Raw genomic sequence first — 19,352 nt, forward strand, 5'->3', positions numbered from 1 at the left:
AATGGCAAGACCAATCTAATTAGTGTGCTTCGTCCCAATTATCCCCTATGCCTGCTTCGACGATGAGGGGGATATTTAGGGGGTGGGCGTTTTGCATGCGCTGGATGATGTCGCTTTGGAGGGGGGCGATGCTGTCGGTTTGGATTTCAAAGACTAGTTCGTCGTGAACTTGCATGATGAGGTTTAGGCGTGGGTCGGTGTGGTAGTGGTGGTCGATGTCGAGCATGGCTTTTTTGATGATATCTGCTGCGCTGCCTTGCATGGGGGCGTTGATGGCAAGACGTTCGGCGGCTTGGCGACGTTGGGCGTTTTTGCTGTTGATGTCGCTGATGTAGAGGCGGCGTCCTGTGAGGGTTTCTACGTAGCCTTGTTCTTTGGCGCGCTGGCGGGTGGTGTTCATGTAGTCTTTGACTTTGGGGTAGCGGTTGAAATAGGTGTCGATGTAGTGGGCGGCTTCGTCGCGGCTGATGTTGAGTTGGCGGGCAAGTCCAAAGGCGCTCATGCCGTAGATGAGTCCGAAGTTGATGGCTTTGGCTTTGCGACGATGCTCGCGGGTGAGTTGTTCTTGGGGGAGGTTGAAGAGTTCGGCGGCGGTGGCGCTGTGGATGTCTTGCCCTGTGTTGAAGGCTTTGAGTAGTGCTGGGTCGTTGGAGAGGTGTGCCATGATGCGAAGTTCGATTTGTGAATAGTCGGCGGCTAGTATTTTCATGCCTTGGGGGGCGATGAAGGCTTGGCGGATGCGTCGTCCTTGTTCGCTTCTGATGGGGATGTTTTGTAGGTTGGGGTCGCTTGAGGAGAGGCGTCCTGTGCTGGTGATGGCTTGGTGATAGGAGGTGTGGATGCGTTGGGTGGTGGGGTCGATGAGGTGGGGGAGTTTGTCGGTGTAGGTGGATTTGAGTTTGGCGAGGCTTCTATGCTCTAGGATGAGCGCTGGGAGGGGGTGATGGGCGGTGAGGTCTTGTAGGCTGTCTTCGTTGGTGCTGGGTTGTCCTTTGGGGGTTTTGTGGAGGATGGGGAGGTTTAATTGGTCAAAGAGGATGTGTTGGAGTTGTTTGGGGGAGTTGAGGTTGAAGGGTTGCCCTGCGTGTTGGTGGGCTTGCTGTTCGAGTTGGGTGAGTTGGGTTTGGATTTCTTGGCTTTGTTGGTGGAGTTTTTCTGGGTCGATTTTAACGCCTTGGGCTTCGATATGATAGAGAACGTTGGCAAGGGGGCGTTCTAGGGTTTGATAGAGGGTGTTGAGGCTTGGGTGGGTTTGTAGTTGGCTGTGGAGGTATTGATAAAGGCGTAGGGTGAGGTCGGCATCTTCGCAGGCGTAGTGGGCGGCGGTTTCTAGGGGGATTTGGTCAAAGGTGAGTTGTTTGCTGCCTTTGCCTGCGATGTCTTCAAAGGTGGTGGTTTGGTAGTTGAGGTAGTGGTCTGCGAGGGCGTCTAAATTATGGCGGGTGGCGGTGGCGTTGTAGCAGTAGGACATGAGCATGGTGTCGTCGCAGGTGCCGTTTAGGCTGAGGTGGTGTTGGTTTAGGATGTGGCGGTCGTATTTGAGATGTTGTCCTATTTTTATGATGGCGGGGTTTTCAAGGATGGGTTTTAAGGCGGTTAGGGTGGGTTCTAGGGGGAGATTGGGGCTGTCTTGGTGGGCTAGGGGGAGGTAGTAGGCATGCCCTGTTTCAAGCGCTAGGCTGATGCCAACGAGTTGGGCTTGTTGGTAGTTGAGTGAGGTGGTTTCGGTGTCGATGCTGATGCGTTGGGCTTTTTTAAGTTCGGCGATGAGGGGGGGGAGTTGGGCTGGGTCGGTGAGGGTGTGATATTGCACTTGGGGTGCTTGGGGGATGCTGGGTTTTGGGGTGGGGGGCGTTGGGGGTGCGGTTGAGGTGGCGATATTTGATGTTGTTTAGTCCGTAGGTGTTGCAGAGTTGTTCGAGTTTGTGGGGGTTTTGGGGGTTGGAGGGCGAGGTCGGCGATGGTGTGGGTTAGGGGGAGGTCGCATTTTATGGTGGCGAGGGTGCGTGAGAGTTTGAGGGTGTCTAGGTTGTTGCGCAGGTTGTCGCCTATTTTGCCACTGATTTTGCTGGCGTTGTCGATGAGGGTGTCGATGTTGTCGTATTGTTGTAGCCATTTGGCGGCGGTTTTGGGCCCGACTTTGTCAATGCCTGGGATGTTGTCTGAGGTGTCCCCAACTAGGGCGAGAAAATCAATAACTTGGTCGGCGCGTAGTTGGTCAACTTTGAAGCGTTGGGCGATGTTGGTGTGGCTGGTTATGGCATTTTTCATGGTATCTAGCAGGGTGATGTCGGCATGGGTGAGCAGTTGTGCCATGTCTTTGTCGCCGCTGGAGATAACGACTTGATAATGCTCTTTAAGCGCGCGTGCGGCAAGGGTTCCGATAACATCGTCCGCTTCTACGCCTTGTTCGATAATTAGCGCAAAGCCTAGGGCTTCGATGAGTTGATGCAGGGGTTTGATTTGGCAGGCAAGTTCTTCAGGCATTTTGGGACGATTGGCTTTGTAGGCGCTGTAGAGGTCGTGGCGAAAGGTTTTGCCTTTGGCATCAAAGACGACGCCAAAATAGGCGGGTTGGTAATCATCATAGAGTTTGGTGAGCATTTTGATAACGCCATGAAGGGCGCCTGTGGGATGTCCTTCGGCATTGGTGAGTGGGGGGAGTCCGTGAAAGGCGCGAAAGAGGTAGGAGGAGCCGTCGACTAGGACGACGAGTTGGTTGGCATCAATCACGGTGATTTCCTTGTCTTTTGGATAAGAGTTTAAAATATAAGTGGTTCTGTTGTTTAAAAAGGCGCTTTACGGCAGAATGCCCACTCTTTTATGCAACGCGTAAGGGTCGCTATTGTTGGGAATTATGGGGTTAATGTCAATGGCGCTTCTTTGGGCGTTGGGTTAGTTTTTTCTTTTAAGCGGGAGTTTTATGAACACAAAACGTATTCCACCTAAAAATATTCATGCGCATGATATGGGCAAGCTTAATCAGGAGTCTTGGAAGGTTTTTCAGATTATGTCGGAGTTTGTGGAGGGGTTTGAGCGCTTGGCGGCGATTGAGCCTTCGGTGAGTGTGTTTGGCTCAGCGCGTATTAAAGAAGGGCATGATTATTATGATTTGACGCGTGAGATTTGTAAGCGCTTGAGTGATGAAGGTTTTGCTATTGTTAGTGGGGGTGGGGCCTGGCTGATGGAGGCGGCTAATCGTGGCGCTTATGAGGGGAAAGATGGGTTGTCTGTTGGGTTAAATATCGATTTGCCACATGAGCAGACGGATAATGGGTATCAAGATGTTAGTATGCATTTTCGCCATTTTTTCTCACGCAAGACGATGTTTGTGAAATATGCTACGGCGTATGTGGTGATGCCAGGTGGTTTTGGGACGTTAGATGAATTGGCAGAGATTTTAACGTTGATTCAAACAGGTAAGTCGCGACGTATTCCTGTGGTGTTGGTGGGGTCTATGTTTTGGCAGGGGTTGTTGGATTGGTTTGTGCAACGTTTGGTTGCTGAAGGGATGATTAAAGAAGAGGATTTGCAGTTGATGACGGTGGTTGATGATGCTGATGCGGTGTTGGCGGCAATTGAGGCGTTTTATAAAGACCGTCCGTATGCGCCAACGCCTGAAGAGGTGGCGCGCGTGTGTAATATATAGAAAATCATTCTAATATTTCACCTTGGTTTAATCTCGGCTATCATAGCGATTTTTAAGGTTTAACGATTGGCAATACTGGCAGGCGCTAAGGTTAACGCATTGCGGGGCGGTTTGGCGCTATAAGAGTGGATTTTGTCTTGGAGGAATAAGGGATGTCGATGATTAATAGTGAATTGATTCACTTGGTGGCTTTTAATGATGCAGCGGAAACGGCGCAAATGTTATTTAAACTCACAGAGGCTAATCGTGAGTATTTGCGCTCTTGGTTGCCATGGTTGGATGGTGTGCAAGCGGTAGAGGATTCACAGCAATTTCTGCGTACTTGTTTGGAAAGCGATGCACGTGGAGATAGTTTGCATTTGTTTATTTTCTATGAAGATGTCTGTATTGGGGTAATTAATGTGCGCGATATTGGGCAAAAGCATAGCGATGGTAAAAATATTAACGGTATTAGCGCGGCATTAGGTTATTGGGTGGCGCAAAGTCATAGTGGTCGTGGCATTGCAACACAAATGGCTCAGAAAATTATCGGCTTATGCAAGGCAAGCCATGCAGGAACATCGCGCACTTTACCGCTTATTGATACGCTGATTATTCGTTGTAATCCAAATAACGTGGCAAGTAATGCTGTAGCAGGTAAATGTGGATTTTTATATAGCCATACACTGCCTGAATCAGAAAACTTATATGGGCAATTAAGCGATTTAAACGTGTATTATTTACCATTAAGTGCTTAAATAAGATGAAAATAGTGCGTTGGTGGCGCTAGCGCTATTTGAAGATAAAGCGCGAGAGGTTATTTGGATAAGCGTAGGCGTTATCGTGGCATTATTCATTCAATGGGGATTTGGCTTTTTTGCATTTTTTGATGCGGTTGGCAGTTATTTCACCTTGCCTTTTGTGCTGGCAGTGTGGGTTGTGCTTGGGTTAAAAAAACTGCTGAGTCTGCAAGCGCAATAATCTAAAAAAGTATGCGCGACCCAAACAATTAACTATCTTTTTTTATAAACCGCAACCGCTTCAAATTCGCTTGAATGTCTTTTTCAAGCCCATGCGATTGGGTGAATAAATCGCTTAAATTTTGCTCAAAGTCCGCCATTTTTTGGGTAAATTCATCTGCTGAAATGTCCACATAATCAATCTTAACATCAAAATATTGCCCTGCCGACAAGCTATAATTTTTAGCTTGAATCGCATCATAACTCACCACCACGCTAAAATCATCCACCGCCTGTTTTTGGGTAAAAGTATCGCAGATTTTGCGTTCTTCGTCAGCGGTCAAGACGGTTTTTTGATTTTTGCCGTCTTTGATTTTTTCGCCCAAATTGGATGCATCAATCAGCACCACATCGCCTGTATTGGCTTTATCAATAAACAAGATAGAAACATTGGTGCCTGTGGTGGCAAAAATATTGGACGGCATAGACACCACGCCAGCAAGCATTTTATTGGTGACCAAATACTCACGGATTTTTTTGTCAATGCCAGATTGGGCAGTGATAAACCCTGTCGGCACCACAATCGCCGCCTTGCCTTTATCTTTTAGGCTAAACAAAATATGCTGGATAAACAGCTGATAAATTTCCATCTTCTCTTTCTTTGTTGGCTTGATTTTCGGGATACCGGCAAAAAGCGTTCGTTATTTTCCTGACTGTCCAACTGATTGCGAGAATCGCTAAAATCTAATTTAAACGGCGGATTAGAGACAATAAAATCAAACTGTTTTAGCTTGCCTGAGCTGTCTTTATGATAAGGCGATAAAATCGTATTGCCCTGAATGACATTGTTTAAAGAATGCACCAAATTATTTAAAATCAGATTCAACCGCAATAAATTAGACGATTTTTGTGAAATGTCTTGGGTATAAATCATGCATTTGTCTTCACCGATGGCATGGGCAACGTTCATGAGCAATGTGCCAGAGCCTGCCGACGGGTCATACACATCAACGCTTTTGATTGTGCCACGCTCATTTTGGGGCACCAAAATATCCGCCATGATGCGAGCCACGGCGTGTGGCGTGTAATATTCAGCGTATTTACCGCCTGAATTGCTGTTGTAGTCCTTGATGAGATACTCAAAAATGGTGGCAAAAAAATCAAACTTTTGGGCAAAAATCTCTTCAAAACTAAAATCGGTTAATTTAGAAACCAACGCACGGCAAAACTCATCACGGCGGTTTTCATCAGCGATGTAGTTGCTGATACGCTCAAACAGCACAATTTTTGCCCCGCCTTCGGTTTTCACCGAAAAAATATCGGCATTTTGGGCAGCAATGTCCATTAATGTATCATCAAAGCGTTTGGCAAAATCGGCATTATTTTGCTCGGCGTGCAGATTTTTCAATAAATGTTCTGGCTTTAAAATCGCCGTTTTGCCTTCAATTTCCATATTGATAAAGTCAATGTCTTCATCAGGACGCTCGGCACGCAATTGCTTGAATTCAAAGGTGTATTTGTCATTTAAAAACTTATACAAAAACACTTGGCTGATGATTTTAAATTCATTGCCGTCATTGCCTAGCCCATAGTTGGCACAAATGGTTTTTAGGCTGTCAATGAGTGATTTGGTTTGGTCGGTGAAATTTTGGGTGGTCATGGGTTTTTCCGTTAAAATAAGGTATCGTTGCTTAATTTGGGCTTAGCGTTGCTTATTTGCAGTTTTATGGGCGATAAAATTATAAAATCATTAAAAATCAATGTGTTAAAAACTTTAACTGCCGTTGCTTAATTTAGCCTTAGCGTTGCTTAACACGCCCACATCCTTATTAACGCCATATAAAGAATTTTTCATTATCTTTGCGATAAAATATTCGCTCTAAATCTTGCTCTACATGAAAAATAAAAACAAGTTTATCATCAATGATAATTTCTTCTAATTGAACCTTACAAGGCGGTGCAATAAAATCAAAAACCAATTTACGATAATTATCTAATTTATCGCCTAAACTTTGCAAATCTTGGATTTCGCCTTTATCAGATACACCAAAAACCAAATCGCCATGAATGCAGGGCAATTCGCTGACCACATGAAAGCGGTTGTTATCAAAATCATTAAAATCAATGAGTCTGATGCCTGATTGGTTGATTAGGCGGTGATAAAAAGCTTGCCCCAAATCTTCATTGTCCAGCTCAAGGGTAATCTCAACCAGTTGTCGTTTGGCATCGTCAGCGGATAAGCCTTGATTGATACGGCATAGGCTGTCAATAAAAATTTGCGGAAAAATATTGGTGTTTTTATCCCAAAACTGCTCTTTAAGCGATAAATATTCAAACCCAAGCCGCATTAAATGCAAGATGACGGGGATTTTAACACGTGAGTTTTCGTTGTAAGCTTTTGACATGGCTAATCTTGGTAATGGACTAAAACCATTTTATTTTATAGCGTTTATAAAAATTTAAAATGGCTAGGCGCTGGTTTATAATATCTATTTAAATTTTTCCTTATTTATGACTCATTCCTTTTTAAAATGGCGTTGTCGTCGCGGTATGAAAGAACTGGATTTGTTGTTGCTTAAGTATTTACAGCAAGACTACCTGCAGGCGCCTTCCTCTATACAACAAGCTTTTGCGCGCTTATTAGACTATCAAGACCCTGTGATTGTTGATTTATTGTTTAACCGCTATGTAGATGAAGATGAGGCGGTGCAGTCGATTATACGAACGCTACAGGCTTATTCAGGCGTGCGTTAGCCTTATAGGCGTAAGGTTAAGGCTACGGGTGTTTTGGCGCTTAGGCGCTTTTGGCTCATCACTTTGACGCGTTCGTTGCCAATTTGCACTTCATACAATGAAAAATCGCCCAAAAATAATGCAGAGAGAATATGGGCGTTGTGGGGGGGTTGGGTGCTTAGGTGGAGCTGGTGTGGGCGCAGGAAAATTTGCGCGCCATCGTCTTCTTGATAATACATGACCTGTTGTAATTGGGCGCTGTTGAGTGTGCCTAATGCGGTTTGCACGCCGTCGTTATGAGGGTGGGCGATAAGGGTTGCGCCTTCGCCTAAAAAAGAGCCCAACGCTTTATTTTTCGGTTTGTCGTATAGGGTTTGGGGGCTGCCGATTTGTTCTATTTTGCCACCTTGCATAACAGCGACTGTATCTGCCAATGCGAAAGCCTCGGATTTGTTGTGGGTTACGAAAATGGCGCTGGTTTGCTGCTGTTTGAAAATTTCTCTGGTTTCGTCAATGACTTGCTGGCGCACTTCATTATCTAAATTAGAAAAGGGTTCATCTAATAACAATAACTGCGGATTGCGCACCAAAGCGCGCGCAAATGCCACGCGTTGCTGTTGCCCCCCTGATAATTCATGCGGATAGCGCTTTAGAAATCCTTGCAGTCGGACTAATTCAAGCGCTTGTTGTACACGCGCTAGGCGCTCTATTTTGCTGAGGTTTTGTAAACCAAAAGCGATATTTTCACAAACATTTAAATGCGGAAATAAAGCATAGTCTTGGAAAATCATGCTCATTTGTCGCTGTTGTGGTGGGGTAGTGTGGGTGGTGCTGGCAATGATTTGACCGTTTAATAAGATTTCGCCTTCTCGGATGGGGAGTAATCCTGAAATGGCTTTTAATAATGTACTTTTGCCACAACCAGAGGCGCCTAGTAAGGATAAGACTTCGCCTTTTGCTAGGCTAAAGCTACAGTCTTTGACCACGATATTTTGCTCGTAGGCAATGGCAACATTATTAAGCGTTAACCAATTATTCATTGCTTATTGTCCATTGATAAAGTTAATAAAATCACAGGCGGTAAACCTACAACCACCAGTAATAATGCTGGCAATGCCGCCACTTCAAACATTTCTGCGCTCATATATTCAAAGATATGCGTTGCCAAGGTGTTGACATTAAACGGGCGCAATAATAATGCCGCGGATAGTTCTTTCATCGATTCTAAAAATACCAATACAAATGCAGTTAATAAACTGCCCCGCAATAATGGCAACCAGACCACGCGCGCGGTTTGTCCATGGTGATAACCATGCATAAAGGCGGTTTGGTCAAGACTGATAGGAATTTTTCCCATTCCTGCTTCAACAGAGCCAATCGCAATGGCGGCAAAGCGGCATAAAAAAGCAAAGCCCATCGCAAATAACGTTCCGCTTAATAGAAGTCCTATATTGCCAAACCCCCAAGACGTTGTAAGCGCATTCAAGCCATGGTCAATCGTTGTGGTCACAATTAACACCCCAATGGCTAATACCGTCCCTGGTACAGCATAGCCCAAAGAGGCTAAACGCCGTGGGAAAGTATAGCGGTTGACTTGTTTACGCGCGTAAAACTCAACCACTAATGCCACCACTAACGCCATCAGCGCCACTCCCAGCGCCACGCTCACCGAATGCCACGTCATTTGGGCAAATTTACCCCAATCTGTTCTGTCAAAATAGCGAATCCCACTATAGACCAACCAACCCGCGGGCAATAAAAATCCTACCATCACAATAAAACCACACCACAAAGTCGCCAATATTGCTCGCCAACCGCGCAAATGGACTCTGACCAAAGGCGTGGTGCGCTCACTATATAAACGCATTTTGCGACGGTTGTATTTTTCTAAAGAAATTAACACCACCACAAATAATAATAATAGCGAGGATAACTTAGCTGCGGCGGACAAATCGCCATGCCCTAACCAAGTATCATAAATTGCCGTTGTAATATGCCAAATTGAAAAATACGCCACAGTGCCATAATCAGCCAATGTTTCCATCCCAACCAACGTACAGCCCACGGCGATGGCAGGTCTTGCCAAAGGCAGTGCCACGTTATAAAAAATTTGCCATTCTTTTTGCCCCAATAAGCGCGCCGCCTCAAAAAGCGATTGCGATTGTGATTGGAAATTAAGCGAAGTGAGCCAATACACATAAGGCGCAAACACCAAAGACAATACAAATATCGCACCGCCCATCGTGCGCATATCCACAAACCAATAATCGCGCGCCGACGCATAACCAAACCATGCACGAATAGCCGACTGTACAGGCCCTGCATAATCAAGAACATCGGTATAGACATAAGCGACTAAATACGCTGGCAATGCCATGGGCAACAACAACGCCCAGCGCAACCATTTGCGCCCGAAAAATTCATATCGCGCCACCAGCCAAGCCGAAGGCACGCCCCAAATTAGCGCCAGCCCACACACGCCCGCTAATAAAATCAGCGAATTTTTCACATAATCAAATAAAACCGTGTGATACAAATGCGCAAAAATTGGCGAACCTTGCTTAAGCGCTTCAATCAACAGCGCCACAATAGGGGAGAACAATAAAAAAGCCGACGCCCACGCAAGTGGACGCCAGCTTTTAGCTAAGTTAATCATACAATTAAATTATAAATCGTATTTAACTTCATCAATTAACTTAAGCGCTTGGCTATAGTGTGCTGCAACTTCGTTGATATCAATTGAATCTTGTTTGAATGTTCCCCAAGAAGAGATCAACTCTGAAGATGGCACGCCCTCTTTTACAGGGTATTCAAAATTATCCTCAGCATACATTTTCTGCGCTGTCTCGCCAGTTAAGAACTCGATTAATTGCAACGCCTCTTCCTTATTAGGCGCATATTTAGCAAGCGCTACCCCTGAAACATTCATATGCGTCCCATGAGCATTTTGACCAGGGAAATTAATTTCCACCGCTGCTGCCCATTCTTTTTGCTCTGGCTCTTTTTCATTGGTGAGCATCTTGCCGAAATAATAAGAATTGCCTAAAGAGTAATCACAGATGCCTTCTTTAATCGCCTGTACTTGTTGACGGTCATTGCCTTGAGGCTTGCGCGCTAAATTGTTTTTAACGCCTTCTAACCACTCTTTGGCGACCTTCTCACCATCATGGGCAATAATAGAAGCGACTAAAGAAACGTTGTAGGGATGCTTACCTGAGCGCGTACAAATTTTGCCTTTATACTCTTCTTTTGCTAAATCGCGATAATCAAAATCATTGCCTAATTTGCCGACACGGTCTTTTGAAGAATAAACCGCCCGCGCACGCTTGGTTAAAGCCACCCACTCATTGCCACGCATACTAGCAGGAATGTTGCTTTCAACGACTGCAGACTTAATTGGCTGGGTTAACCCTTCATTGACCAACTCCTCTAAACGGCTAATATCAACCGTTAAAATTAAATCCGCAGGGCTTTGCGCGCCTTCGCGTTTAATGCGCTCTGCTAGACCATCTTTAACATAAACGGTATTGACCTTAATGCCTGTTTCATTAGTAAAAGCTTTTAACATCGGGTCAATTAAAAACTCCTGACGGTAAGAGTAAACATTGACATCTGCAAAAGCCGTTGACAACGTAGAAGCGGTTAACACTGCTAATAAACATTTTTTCATCGGATTATCCTCTTGTTAAGAAACAGTGCGCATCTTAATAGTATTAAGAATTATTGTCAATAACCCATCTTCGTGCCTACCCAATAAAAAGCCCCTCAAATACACTTTTATTTGAGGGGCTTAGCGCTAATGACTATAAATAGTTATGATGGGTTATACAATACCTTGCGCTAACATCGCATCCGCGACTTTCACAAAGCCAGCAATATTTGCGCCTTGTTGATAATTCACCTTGCCATCTTTTTTGCCATATTCAAGGCAAGTCTGATGAATATCACGCATGATATTTTGCAAATGCTCATCAACTTTATCGCGCTCCCAGCCCATCCGTTGAGAATTTTGGCTCATCTCTAAACCAGAAGTTGCCACACCGCCTGCATTGGTTGCTTTACCAGGTGCATAAGCTACACCTGCCTCAATAAATTTAGCAATTGCGTCATTCGTACAAGGCATATTGGCGCCTTCTAATACCGCACGACAGCCATTTTTAATGAGCACTTCGGCATCTTGTGCTTCCAGTTCATTTTGCGTAGCGCAAGGCAAAGCCAAATCTGCTGGGGCTAGTTGCCATGGTTTTTTATCGGCGTGATAGTCGAGATTTTCCTCTTTTGCATACACAGATAACCGCTCACGACGCTCATTTTTTAGCGTCATCAATCGCGCTAACTGCTCTTTTGTAATGCCATTTTTAAAATGCACCGTGCCATCAGAATCAGAAACCGTGAGCACTTTTGCGCCTAATTGTAATAATTTCTCAACCGCATATTGCGCCACGTTGCCCGAGCCAGAGACCAAAGCCGTTTTGCCTTTTAAGCTATCTGAAGCCTCTTCCATCATATATTGCGCAAAATAAACCACGCCGTAGCCCGTTGCTTCAGGACGAATCAAGCTTCCGCCATAACTCAAATCCTTACCCGTTAACACGCCATGACTCACATCATTGCTTAAGCGTTTGTACTGCCCATAAAGGAAGCCAATTTCGCGCCCGCCAACCCCGATATCCCCTGCTGGAACATCTAAATTCGCGCCAATATGGCGAAATAGCTCAGCCATAAAAGACTGACAAAACCGCATCACTTCCGCATCGCTTTTGCCTTTGGGATTAAAATCTGAACCGCCTTTCCCACCGCCCATCGGCAATGTGGTTAATGAATTTTTAAATACTTGTTCAAAGGCTAAAAATTTAAGAATACTCAAATTCACACTCGGATGAAAACGCAAGCCACCTTTATAAGGTCCAATGGCCGAACTCATCTGCACTCGAAAACCACGATTAACCTGCACTTGATTATTGTCATCTACCCAAGGCACACGAAACATAATCACTCTTTCAGGCTCAACCATGCGCTCAATTAAACCTTGTGATTGATAGCGAGGAGTGTTTGCAATAAAGTCTTTTAACGAAACCAAAACCTCTTCCACCGCTTGAAAAAATTCAGGCTGATGGGGGTCGCGTTTTTTTACGTTTTCTAAGACTTTCTCTATACTAAAATTTGCCATATTTTTTCCTCTTAAATTAAATTTAGGACATTATCCCGTAATAGCAATACATCAAAAAATGAACAAAGGCACCTAGATTATCGATATCTTGCGCCTTTGAGCTGCCTTACTATGTTTAAACTATAACAGGCTTTAACAGAGTCAAACAAATAATTTATTAAAATTTCATAATATTTTTAAAAATTAATAGTCTTTTGGAAGCGTCAATAAAATTAAGCTAAAGAAAATAAACTATATTTTGACTAGGCTGTCTGCTTATGTTGTCAAAGAGATTATCTGACTCAGAGTTGTTTTAGGGCGGTAAAACAATTAGATGCCCTAACGTAAAATCTAGTACAATGCTTTATAATAATTATTCATAAATAAACTTTAATGGAGATAACCAATGAATGACTGGACGCAAACTCTTGGCACAGGCGCATTGCTGGGTATTGCTGCAAGCGCTATAGCGTTAATTTTAGTGCTTATCATCAGGTTTAAGGTGCATGCATTGCTGACTTTAATGTTGGTTAGTTTATTTACCGCCTTAGCAACAGGGTTGCCAATAGAGGCGATTTTAGGCGATGTTATGCTTAAAAATTTTGGCAGCACGCTTGGCGGTGTGGCGTTATTGGTGGGATTAGGCGCTATGCTAGGGCGGTTGGTCGAGACCTCAGGCGGGGCAAAGTCATTGGCAGATGCAATGATTGGTTTTTTTGGTGAAAAACGTGCGCCGTTGGCGTTAGGCATTTCTTCTTTGCTGTTTGGGTTTCCAATGTTTTTTGATGCAGGGTTGATTGTCATGTTGCCCATTGTTTTTGCTGTGGCACGACGCATGAAGTCTAATGTGCTGGCGTATGCCTTGCCTTCCATTGGCGCTTTTTCTGTTATGCATGTTTTTCTTCCGCCGCATCCAGGTCCTATTGCTGCCTCAGAGTTTTATGGGGCAAATCTAGGTTATATCTTGATGTTAGGGATTCCTGTTGCTTTTTTAACTTGGTTTGTCAGCGGATATTGGTGGGGACTCACTGCTAATAAAATTTTTCCCGTCGCTGTTCCAGATTTTATTGTAGGTGGCAAACAAGATGATGACCAACCACAGGCGCCAGCAAGTGCCAAATTAGTTGTATCCTTGATGTTAATTCCTATGGGATTGATTTTTTTAAATACTGGTTTGCATATGGCAAGTGTGCAAGGATTGGTTCATGAAGATGCGACTTGGGTAAGGCTCATTCGCATGATTGGCGCAACACCCATTGCGCTATTGATTTCTGTATTAATTGCCATGTATTTCTTAGGTAAAAAACGTGGGTTAACAGGAAGTGCTTTAGAGAAAACTTTAGACAGCACGCTTGCGCCGATTTGTTCGGTGATTTTAATTACTGGCGCTGGCGGAATGTTTGGCGGTGTTTTGCGCGCCTCAGGCATTGGTAAGGCATTAGCCGATACGATGGGGGATTTGGGTGTGCCTGTGTTGTTGGGGTGTTTTTTAGTGGCGTTGGTGTTGCGGATTGCGCAAGGTTCAGCAACGGTTGCCTTAACCACCGCGGCGGCATTAATGGCGCCTGCTGTTGCCAGCGCTGGTTATAACGATTGGCAATTGGCGGGGGTAGTGTTGGTAACGGCTGCGGGTTCGGTGGCTGCTAGCCATGTGAATGATTCAGGGTTTTGGTTGGTTGGGCGCCTGCTGAATATGGACGCTGCCACCACCTTAAAAACATGGACGGTCAATCAAACGTTAATTGCCGTAGTTGGTTTTATCTTATCAGCCATTGCTGTTGTTATTTTGGGTTAATTCTTAAGATTAGAAGGAAACAATGAGCAAACATTACATCATTATGGGCATTTGTGGCTGTGGTAAAACCACCGCCGCGCAAATTGTAGAACAACATCTTAATTGCGCTTATGCAGAAGGGGATGATTTTCACAGTCAAGCCAATCGCGACAAAATGGGCAGCGGCATTCCTCTTACCGATGAAGACCGAAAGCCTTGGTTAGAAAATCTGCGCGACTGGATGAGCGAACAAGCCCAAAAAGGAGCGCAGCATAGTGTAGTTACCTGTTCTGCTTTAAAAAAATCCTATCGTGATATTTTGCGCGAGGCAGAAGGTGAGGTGTATTTTATTCATCTTGCGCCCCCTGTTTCGGTGAATCGCCAACGCATGGAACAACGTCAGGGGCATTATATGAAAGCGGATATGGTCGATTCACAACTGGCGATTTTAGAGCCTTAAAAAGTGATGAGCAAGGCATTGTGATTGACCATGCGGGCACACCTGATGAAGTGGGTGCGGATATTCGCGCATGGTTGGATTCTATAAAAACGCGCTAAGTGAAAGATTTTAGTGACGTAGAATCACTTGGCTGATTTGTCATGATAAGCGGTTATTTTAGGCACGATATTTGCTCTGCCTTTCTGGGGCAACGTTTAACGGTGAATTGATTATAGTCAAAGAATTGAAAAAGTATTACAGCGTTGGCTCGCCTTGCCGTACGCTCTTGTACTGTCTGCGGCTCGCCGCCTTGTACTACTTTTTCACTTCTCCGACTATAGATAACGCGGTTAAAAAAACGTGCGGTATAGCATTTTGCTGGCGCTGAGCAATAAAAAGAGACCAAAAGCAATTTTTAGCTGTTTAGGCTCAATGGTATGCGCTAATTTTGCACCAAATGGCGCGCAAAACGTCGTCCCCAAGGCAATGCAAAACGCCGCTGGTAAATTGATAAATCCCAAAGATAGCGGCAATAATCCTTGAATATCTTGTCCAGCCATAGCAAACCCAAATACCGCAGGTAAGGCAATGGTTAATCCAAATAGCGATGCTGTGCCTACGGCTAAGCGCATGGGGAATGAGCATAAGGTTAAAATGGGCACGGTAAGCGTTCCACCGCCAATGCCCATTAGTGCTGAAAACAAACCAATCCCACCACCAATGCTAGCACGGCTTAGCCAGCTGCGTGGCGGATTGTCGGCTAAAACCAATCCTTTAGGGCGAAGCATATTAATCGCAACCAATAAGGCTACGCTACCAAAAACACCGCTTAATACATTCCCACTAACACGCGAACCCAGCCAACCGCCTAATAATGCACCAGTAAAAACAAATCCAACCCACTGACGAAATAGCTGTAAATCAATTGAGCCTTTTTGATAATGCGCGCGTGCTGAAGCGATGGAGGTTGCAATGATGGTGGTTAAGGATGTTGCTACCGCAAATTGCATCGCAACAGAGACCTCCACCCCAATCAATGGACTTAAGAACACCAAAACTGGCACAATCACAATCCCACCGCCAACGCCTAAAAGCCCCGCCAAAACTCCAGCAACCGCACCTGTTGCCAGCAAAGCGGGTAATAGTTTTAACCAAAATAATCCATCCATCGCGTTATCCTCGCTTATAAAAGCATTAAAAATTCCATCATCAACCATCGGATTAAACCCAAAGCAATACAGGCTCAGGATATTTGTTCATAACCGCCACAACAAAAAGCGCCTCCTGATGCGGATTATTTATTCAAAATAAAAGTATGATATTTAAGCACAGCAACAAAAGTTGCGCCGCCAATAGCATTGCCTAGCAGGGCAGAAATTTGGAAATTTAAATAATCGCTTAAATGGATATGCTCGCTGCTAATCAGTCCTGCAAACGCTTCAACATTGCCAACAATACTATGATGCAATCCCATTAAAGCAATGCTCCCTGTGAGTAAAAAAACAATAATAATACGGCTGGTGGTGCTATCTGCAGAGGTTACTAACCAAGATAATAAGCCCATCAACCAACCTGCCAAAATAGCGCTGGCAAAAATAATATGAAAGGGATGATTAATGACATGATGCGCGATGGCATAGCTATCTTCTGGAGTAAATAAGCCAAGCTCGGGTCCAAGCCATAAAGTGCCAACCACAAATAGCCAACCGCCTAATAAATTACCAAGAATAACCGTTATCCATAATTTTAGGAGTTTGATAAAAGGCTGGCGGTTGTTTAAAACAGGAAGGCTTAGCAAGGAGGTTTGTTCGGTAAAAAGCAAAGATTGCCCAATAACTACCATGATAAACCCCACAGGATAAAATAAAGCAAATGATTTAAAAACCCATTCGGCAGGGAGATAAGGGCTTAGCATGTGATGGGCAACTAAGAGCAATAAATAGCTAAAGCCAATTTCTAAGCCAGCGGTAAAAGCGCTCGCGCCAAGGCTTAATGGAGTATGTTGGAAGGTATGTTCAGCGTCGCAAATTTGTTCGATAAGAATATCGCTATGAGATTTTGGTGGTGGGTCTTGATGGTCATTGTGTTGGGATTGAGCAATTTCTTGGTCAACTTTTTTTTTCGCCTCATCAGCTAAATGGTTTGACATGCTTGTCGTCCTTGAAGCTCAAATATCGGCTAATTATAAGCTTTTTATCGCTTTGTTCGTGGTTTTTTCGCTAGACAGCACTCTAGATTTACGCCAAAATGCGCCGTTACTTTATAACATAAGCTAAGGAGTTGTGATGAAAAATACAGTTAGAGCTCTGCTCGTTTCTTCTAGTTTGTTGAGTTTAGGCGCTTTTGCGCAGGCAAATGTGGTGACAACCATTAAGCCATTGCATGCATTAGTTGCGCAAATCACTCAAGGCGTGAGTGAGCCAACGTTATTAATTCAACAAGGTTCACCCCATGGCTATCAACTCAAACCTAACGATGTAAAAGCAATTAATGAGGCAGATTTGCTGGTATGGGTCGGCAAAGATTTAGAAACATTTGTTCCTGATGTTTTGGCAAAAAGCGGGGATAAATTATCGCAGTTGGCGTGGATGGATATAGATGGGGTGGAAAAACTTAAAACGCGTCGAGGCGGTTTGTGGGAAGAAGATGAGCATGAACATCATGACCATGACCATGACCATAAACACGACCATAAACACGACCATAAACACGACCATAAACACGACCATAAACACGACCATAAACACGACCATAAACACGACCATAAACACGACCATAAACACGAGCACAAACACGAGCACAAACACGAGCACAAACACGAGCACAAACACGAGCATAAACACGAGCATAAACACGAGCACGATGAACATCATGACCACGACCACCATGGGCACCATCATGGTGAGTATGATGCGCATGTTTGGTTAAGTGTGGATAATTCTAAAGTTTTGCTTAATTCGGTAGCAGAACAATTAGGACAAATCGACCCTGAAAACAAAGAAAAATATGCGCAAAATCTTAAACAGGCGTTGGCGCAGTTAGATGAGCTAAACCATGAAATTGCGCGTATTGTTGAACCTGTAAAAAATAAACCTTTTATGGTGTTTCATGATGCCTATCAATATTTTGAACATGAATATGGTTTACAAAGTATTGGCGCGGTGCGTGTCTCCCCTGAGCATGAACCTGGTGCAGCGCGTATTGGGCAATTGCATCAGTTAATACAACAACACCAAATCGAATGTTTATTCAGTGAGCCACAATTCCCTGCCAAATTAGCTGAAAAATTAGTGCAAGGGACAGAGGTTAAATTAGGCACGCTTGACCCGATTGGCGCGGATTTGGTAGCAGAGCAGTCAGCACATGCTAAGTTAATGCGCAATTTGGCGTCTTCTTTAAGAGATTGTCTTAATTAAGCCCAGTTGATGTTGAGTCTGAAAACGTTGTCAAATTGATTTGGCAACGTTTTTTTATCGCATTTTGGCGCGTATGATAAGCGCTTTTATCAGGAGAGCGAGCAGATGATAGTAGGGCTAACCAATGGGGCGACGGTAGCGGTGGGGAGTATTTTTTGCATAGGACGCAATTATGCAGAACATATCAGCGAAATGAACCCCACTGCCCAAGCGCGTGAGATTAAACCCGTAGTCTTTTGTAAACCGCGCAATGCACTTAATACGGAGGTAATGATTACCTTACCTAGCGCCTCTCAAGAAGTTCATTATGAAACTGAAATTGTGGTTTTATTAGGCAAAGGAGGCAAAAACCTCTCTCAAGCGCAGGCGCATGCGTGCATTCAAGCTTATGGGGTGGGACTAGATTTAACCGCGCGCGATTGGCAACAACAAGCAAAACAAGACGGCTTGCCATGGACGCTTGCTAAAGGCTTTGACGGCGCGGCGAGTGTATCGCAATTTATTCCTGCCTCAGAGTTAGAAATAAGCCAAGGTCTGCATTTCTCCCTCACCCTTAACGGAGAAATTGTCCAACGTGGGCATAGCGCGGATATGCTGTGGACGATTGACGAGCAAATTGCCTACATTAGCCAGTTTTGTACTTTATCTGCAGGAGATTTGCTCTTTACTGGCACGCCAGCAGGCGTTGGGCGCTTACACAGTGGGGATAATTTGCAACTAAATTTAATGGATAGTGTGCAGGCGGATTTTAAAGTTTCGTAAAGTGCCTTGATAAGTGCGCGCATTATCTTTTGAGGTGTTGAGCTGTTAGAATGCGCCGTTTTAATTATGGGTGAGAAAGATGAGCGATTTGGTGTGTCCACAATGTAGTAGTGATTATGCCTATCATGATGGGCTGAATAACGTCTGTCCAGAATGCAGTTTTGAATGGAACGAATACAGCGACTTAGAGGATACCCCCCAAGTATTGGATGTAAACGGTACGCCATTAGCCGATGGGGATAGCGTAACTTTGATTAAAGCGCTAAAACTTAAAGGCAGTTCTCAAGTGCTAAAGCAAGGAACAAAGGTTAAAAATATTCGCCTAGTGCCTGAAGGCGACCATAATATTGATTGCAAAATTGACGGCTCGCCTATGATGCTTAAATCAGAGTTCGTCAAGAAAAGTTAACAGCATAATGATGAAGGAAAAATTACCGCAACCGCTACAAGCCCTGCATAAACGCTTGTATAATCGTCAACCATATTTGGCGC

Annotated in this window: 17 protein-coding genes and 3 pseudogenes; 9 read left to right on the top strand and 11 right to left on the bottom strand. The window is 44.4% G+C overall.

Annotation, left to right across the window (positions count from 1 at the left end):
• Positions 1 to 19 precede the first annotated feature (19 nt).
• The gene (gene polA, locus A5N84_RS03350) at positions 20 to 1,768 is read right to left on the bottom strand and encodes a DNA polymerase I (protein ID WP_233119903.1); all 1,749 of its coding nucleotides are present in this window, start codon (positions 1,766 to 1,768) and stop codon (positions 20 to 22) included.
• Positions 1,675 to 2,733: a 5'-3' exonuclease gene (locus A5N84_RS11530; protein ID WP_233119899.1), complete on the bottom strand. Its 1,059-nt coding sequence runs from the start codon at positions 2,731 to 2,733 to the stop codon at positions 1,675 to 1,677. The genes polA and A5N84_RS11530 overlap by 94 nt, the downstream gene beginning before the upstream one ends.
• Before the next feature lie 190 nt (positions 2,734 to 2,923).
• On the opposite strand from A5N84_RS11530, the gene A5N84_RS03355 reads away from it, so the two are divergent.
• The 3 genes from A5N84_RS03355 (at position 2,924) to A5N84_RS03365 (ending at position 4,609) form a co-directional block, all read left to right on the top strand.
• Positions 2,924 to 3,649, top strand: a complete 726-nt coding sequence (locus A5N84_RS03355) for an LOG family protein (RefSeq protein ID WP_072281266.1) — start codon at positions 2,924 to 2,926, stop codon at positions 3,647 to 3,649.
• A gap of 152 nt (positions 3,650 to 3,801) precedes the next feature.
• The gene (locus tag A5N84_RS03360) at positions 3,802 to 4,386 is read left to right on the top strand and encodes a GNAT family N-acetyltransferase (RefSeq protein WP_078055546.1); all 585 of its coding nucleotides are present in this window, start codon (positions 3,802 to 3,804) and stop codon (positions 4,384 to 4,386) included.
• An 85-nt stretch (positions 4,387 to 4,471) separates the two neighbouring features.
• Positions 4,472 to 4,609, top strand: a complete 138-nt coding sequence (locus tag A5N84_RS03365; RefSeq protein ID WP_233119900.1) for a hypothetical protein — start codon at positions 4,472 to 4,474, stop codon at positions 4,607 to 4,609.
• Positions 4,610 to 4,637: 28 nt separating this feature from the next.
• Here the strand turns inward: A5N84_RS03365 and A5N84_RS03370 are convergent.
• Positions 4,638 to 6,247, bottom strand: a pseudogene (locus A5N84_RS03370) (HsdM family class I SAM-dependent methyltransferase).
• A 169-nt stretch (positions 6,248 to 6,416) separates the two neighbouring features.
• On the bottom strand, positions 6,417 to 6,992 hold the full coding sequence (locus A5N84_RS03375) for an AlbA family DNA-binding domain-containing protein (RefSeq protein WP_072281269.1): 576 nt from the start codon (positions 6,990 to 6,992) through the stop codon (positions 6,417 to 6,419).
• A 106-nt stretch (positions 6,993 to 7,098) separates the two neighbouring features.
• On the opposite strand from A5N84_RS03375, the gene A5N84_RS03380 reads away from it, so the two are divergent.
• Positions 7,099 to 7,341 (top strand): FAD assembly factor SdhE, encoded by a 243-nt coding sequence (locus A5N84_RS03380; protein WP_072281270.1) that lies wholly within the window; start codon positions 7,099 to 7,101, stop codon positions 7,339 to 7,341.
• A 2-nt stretch (positions 7,342 to 7,343) separates the two neighbouring features.
• Here A5N84_RS03380 and A5N84_RS03385 read toward each other — a convergent pair whose 3' ends face one another.
• The 4 genes from A5N84_RS03385 to gdhA all read right to left on the bottom strand — a co-directional run bounded on the left by A5N84_RS03385 (position 7,344) and on the right by gdhA (position 12,490).
• Entirely contained in the window at positions 7,344 to 8,360 is a 1,017-nt protein-coding gene (locus A5N84_RS03385; RefSeq protein ID WP_072281271.1) for an ABC transporter ATP-binding protein, read from the bottom strand.
• Complete coding sequence (locus A5N84_RS03390; protein WP_072281272.1) at positions 8,357 to 9,976, bottom strand: ABC transporter permease; 1,620 nt, start codon at positions 9,974 to 9,976, stop codon at positions 8,357 to 8,359. The genes A5N84_RS03385 and A5N84_RS03390 overlap by 4 nt, the downstream gene beginning before the upstream one ends.
• 9 nt (positions 9,977 to 9,985) lie before the next feature.
• On the bottom strand, positions 9,986 to 10,990 hold the full coding sequence (locus A5N84_RS03395) for a Fe(3+) ABC transporter substrate-binding protein (protein ID WP_072281273.1): 1,005 nt from the start codon (positions 10,988 to 10,990) through the stop codon (positions 9,986 to 9,988).
• A gap of 153 nt (positions 10,991 to 11,143) precedes the next feature.
• The gene (gene gdhA / locus A5N84_RS03400) at positions 11,144 to 12,490 is read right to left on the bottom strand and encodes an NADP-specific glutamate dehydrogenase (protein WP_072281274.1); all 1,347 of its coding nucleotides are present in this window, start codon (positions 12,488 to 12,490) and stop codon (positions 11,144 to 11,146) included.
• A gap of 385 nt (positions 12,491 to 12,875) precedes the next feature.
• Here gdhA and A5N84_RS03405 point away from each other — a divergent pair, with 385 nt between their 5' ends.
• Both A5N84_RS03405 and A5N84_RS03410 read left to right on the top strand, forming a co-directional pair.
• Entirely contained in the window at positions 12,876 to 14,264 is a 1,389-nt protein-coding gene (locus A5N84_RS03405) for a GntP family permease (RefSeq protein ID WP_072281275.1), read from the top strand.
• Between the two features lie 22 nt (positions 14,265 to 14,286).
• Positions 14,287 to 14,801, top strand: a pseudogene (locus A5N84_RS03410) (gluconokinase).
• Positions 14,802 to 14,914: 113 nt separating this feature from the next.
• On the opposite strand, the pseudogene A5N84_RS13615 reads toward A5N84_RS03410, so the two are convergent.
• From A5N84_RS13615 to A5N84_RS03420, 3 genes and pseudogenes are all read right to left on the bottom strand, one after another.
• Positions 14,915 to 15,025 (bottom strand): annotated as a pseudogene (locus tag A5N84_RS13615) (IS30 family transposase); the annotation flags it as partial.
• A 7-nt stretch (positions 15,026 to 15,032) separates the two neighbouring features.
• Positions 15,033 to 15,851 carry a sulfite exporter TauE/SafE family protein gene (locus A5N84_RS03415; protein WP_072281303.1) on the bottom strand — a complete coding sequence of 273 codons (819 nt, stop codon included), beginning with the start codon at positions 15,849 to 15,851 and terminating at the stop codon, positions 15,033 to 15,035.
• Between the two features lie 125 nt (positions 15,852 to 15,976).
• The gene (locus A5N84_RS03420; protein WP_072281276.1) at positions 15,977 to 16,831 is read right to left on the bottom strand and encodes a formate/nitrite transporter family protein; all 855 of its coding nucleotides are present in this window, start codon (positions 16,829 to 16,831) and stop codon (positions 15,977 to 15,979) included.
• A 136-nt stretch (positions 16,832 to 16,967) separates the two neighbouring features.
• Between A5N84_RS03420 and A5N84_RS03425 the strand changes: the two genes are divergently transcribed.
• From A5N84_RS03425 to A5N84_RS03435, 3 genes are all read left to right on the top strand, one after another.
• On the top strand, positions 16,968 to 18,098 hold the full coding sequence (locus tag A5N84_RS03425; protein ID WP_072281277.1) for a zinc ABC transporter substrate-binding protein: 1,131 nt from the start codon (positions 16,968 to 16,970) through the stop codon (positions 18,096 to 18,098).
• A gap of 105 nt (positions 18,099 to 18,203) precedes the next feature.
• Entirely contained in the window at positions 18,204 to 18,860 is a 657-nt protein-coding gene (locus A5N84_RS03430) for a fumarylacetoacetate hydrolase family protein (protein WP_072281278.1), read from the top strand.
• A 79-nt stretch (positions 18,861 to 18,939) separates the two neighbouring features.
• Positions 18,940 to 19,269, top strand: coding sequence for a zinc ribbon domain-containing protein YjdM (locus A5N84_RS03435; protein ID WP_072281279.1), 330 nt, complete (start codon positions 18,940 to 18,942; stop codon positions 19,267 to 19,269).
• Positions 19,270 to 19,352 lie beyond the last annotated feature (83 nt).

It is taken from the genome of Rappaport israeli (genome assembly GCF_001888055.1).
GTDB lineage: Bacteria > Pseudomonadota > Gammaproteobacteria > Cardiobacteriales > Cardiobacteriaceae > Rappaport > Rappaport israeli.

What these genes read in the sequence shown, in the direction of transcription:
- A5N84_RS03430 (WP_072281278.1), top strand. Translation starts at nt 18,204, where the DNA reads ATGATAGTAGGGCTAACCAATGGGGCGACGGTAGCGGTGGGGAGTATT.
- A5N84_RS03380 (WP_072281270.1), top strand. Translation starts at nt 7,099, where the DNA reads ATGACTCATTCCTTTTTAAAATGGCGTTGTCGTCGCGGTATGAAAGAA.
- A5N84_RS03390 (WP_072281272.1), bottom strand. Translation starts at nt 9,976, where the DNA reads ATGATTAACTTAGCTAAAAGCTGGCGTCCACTTGCGTGGGCGTCGGCT.
- A5N84_RS03420 (WP_072281276.1), bottom strand. Translation starts at nt 16,831, where the DNA reads ATGTCAAACCATTTAGCTGATGAGGCGAAAAAAAAAGTTGACCAAGAA.
- A5N84_RS03425 (WP_072281277.1), top strand. Translation starts at nt 16,968, where the DNA reads ATGAAAAATACAGTTAGAGCTCTGCTCGTTTCTTCTAGTTTGTTGAGT.
- A5N84_RS03405 (WP_072281275.1), top strand. Translation starts at nt 12,876, where the DNA reads ATGAATGACTGGACGCAAACTCTTGGCACAGGCGCATTGCTGGGTATT.
- gdhA (WP_072281274.1), bottom strand. Translation starts at nt 12,490, where the DNA reads ATGGCAAATTTTAGTATAGAGAAAGTCTTAGAAAACGTAAAAAAACGC.
- A5N84_RS03395 (WP_072281273.1), bottom strand. Translation starts at nt 10,990, where the DNA reads ATGAAAAAATGTTTATTAGCAGTGTTAACCGCTTCTACGTTGTCAACG.
- A5N84_RS03375 (WP_072281269.1), bottom strand. Translation starts at nt 6,992, where the DNA reads ATGTCAAAAGCTTACAACGAAAACTCACGTGTTAAAATCCCCGTCATC.
- A5N84_RS03415 (WP_072281303.1), bottom strand. Translation starts at nt 15,851, where the DNA reads ATGGATGGATTATTTTGGTTAAAACTATTACCCGCTTTGCTGGCAACA.
- A5N84_RS03385 (WP_072281271.1), bottom strand. Translation starts at nt 8,360, where the DNA reads ATGAATAATTGGTTAACGCTTAATAATGTTGCCATTGCCTACGAGCAA.
- A5N84_RS03360 (WP_078055546.1), top strand. Translation starts at nt 3,802, where the DNA reads ATGTCGATGATTAATAGTGAATTGATTCACTTGGTGGCTTTTAATGAT.
- A5N84_RS03355 (WP_072281266.1), top strand. Translation starts at nt 2,924, where the DNA reads ATGAACACAAAACGTATTCCACCTAAAAATATTCATGCGCATGATATG.
- A5N84_RS03435 (WP_072281279.1), top strand. Translation starts at nt 18,940, where the DNA reads ATGAGCGATTTGGTGTGTCCACAATGTAGTAGTGATTATGCCTATCAT.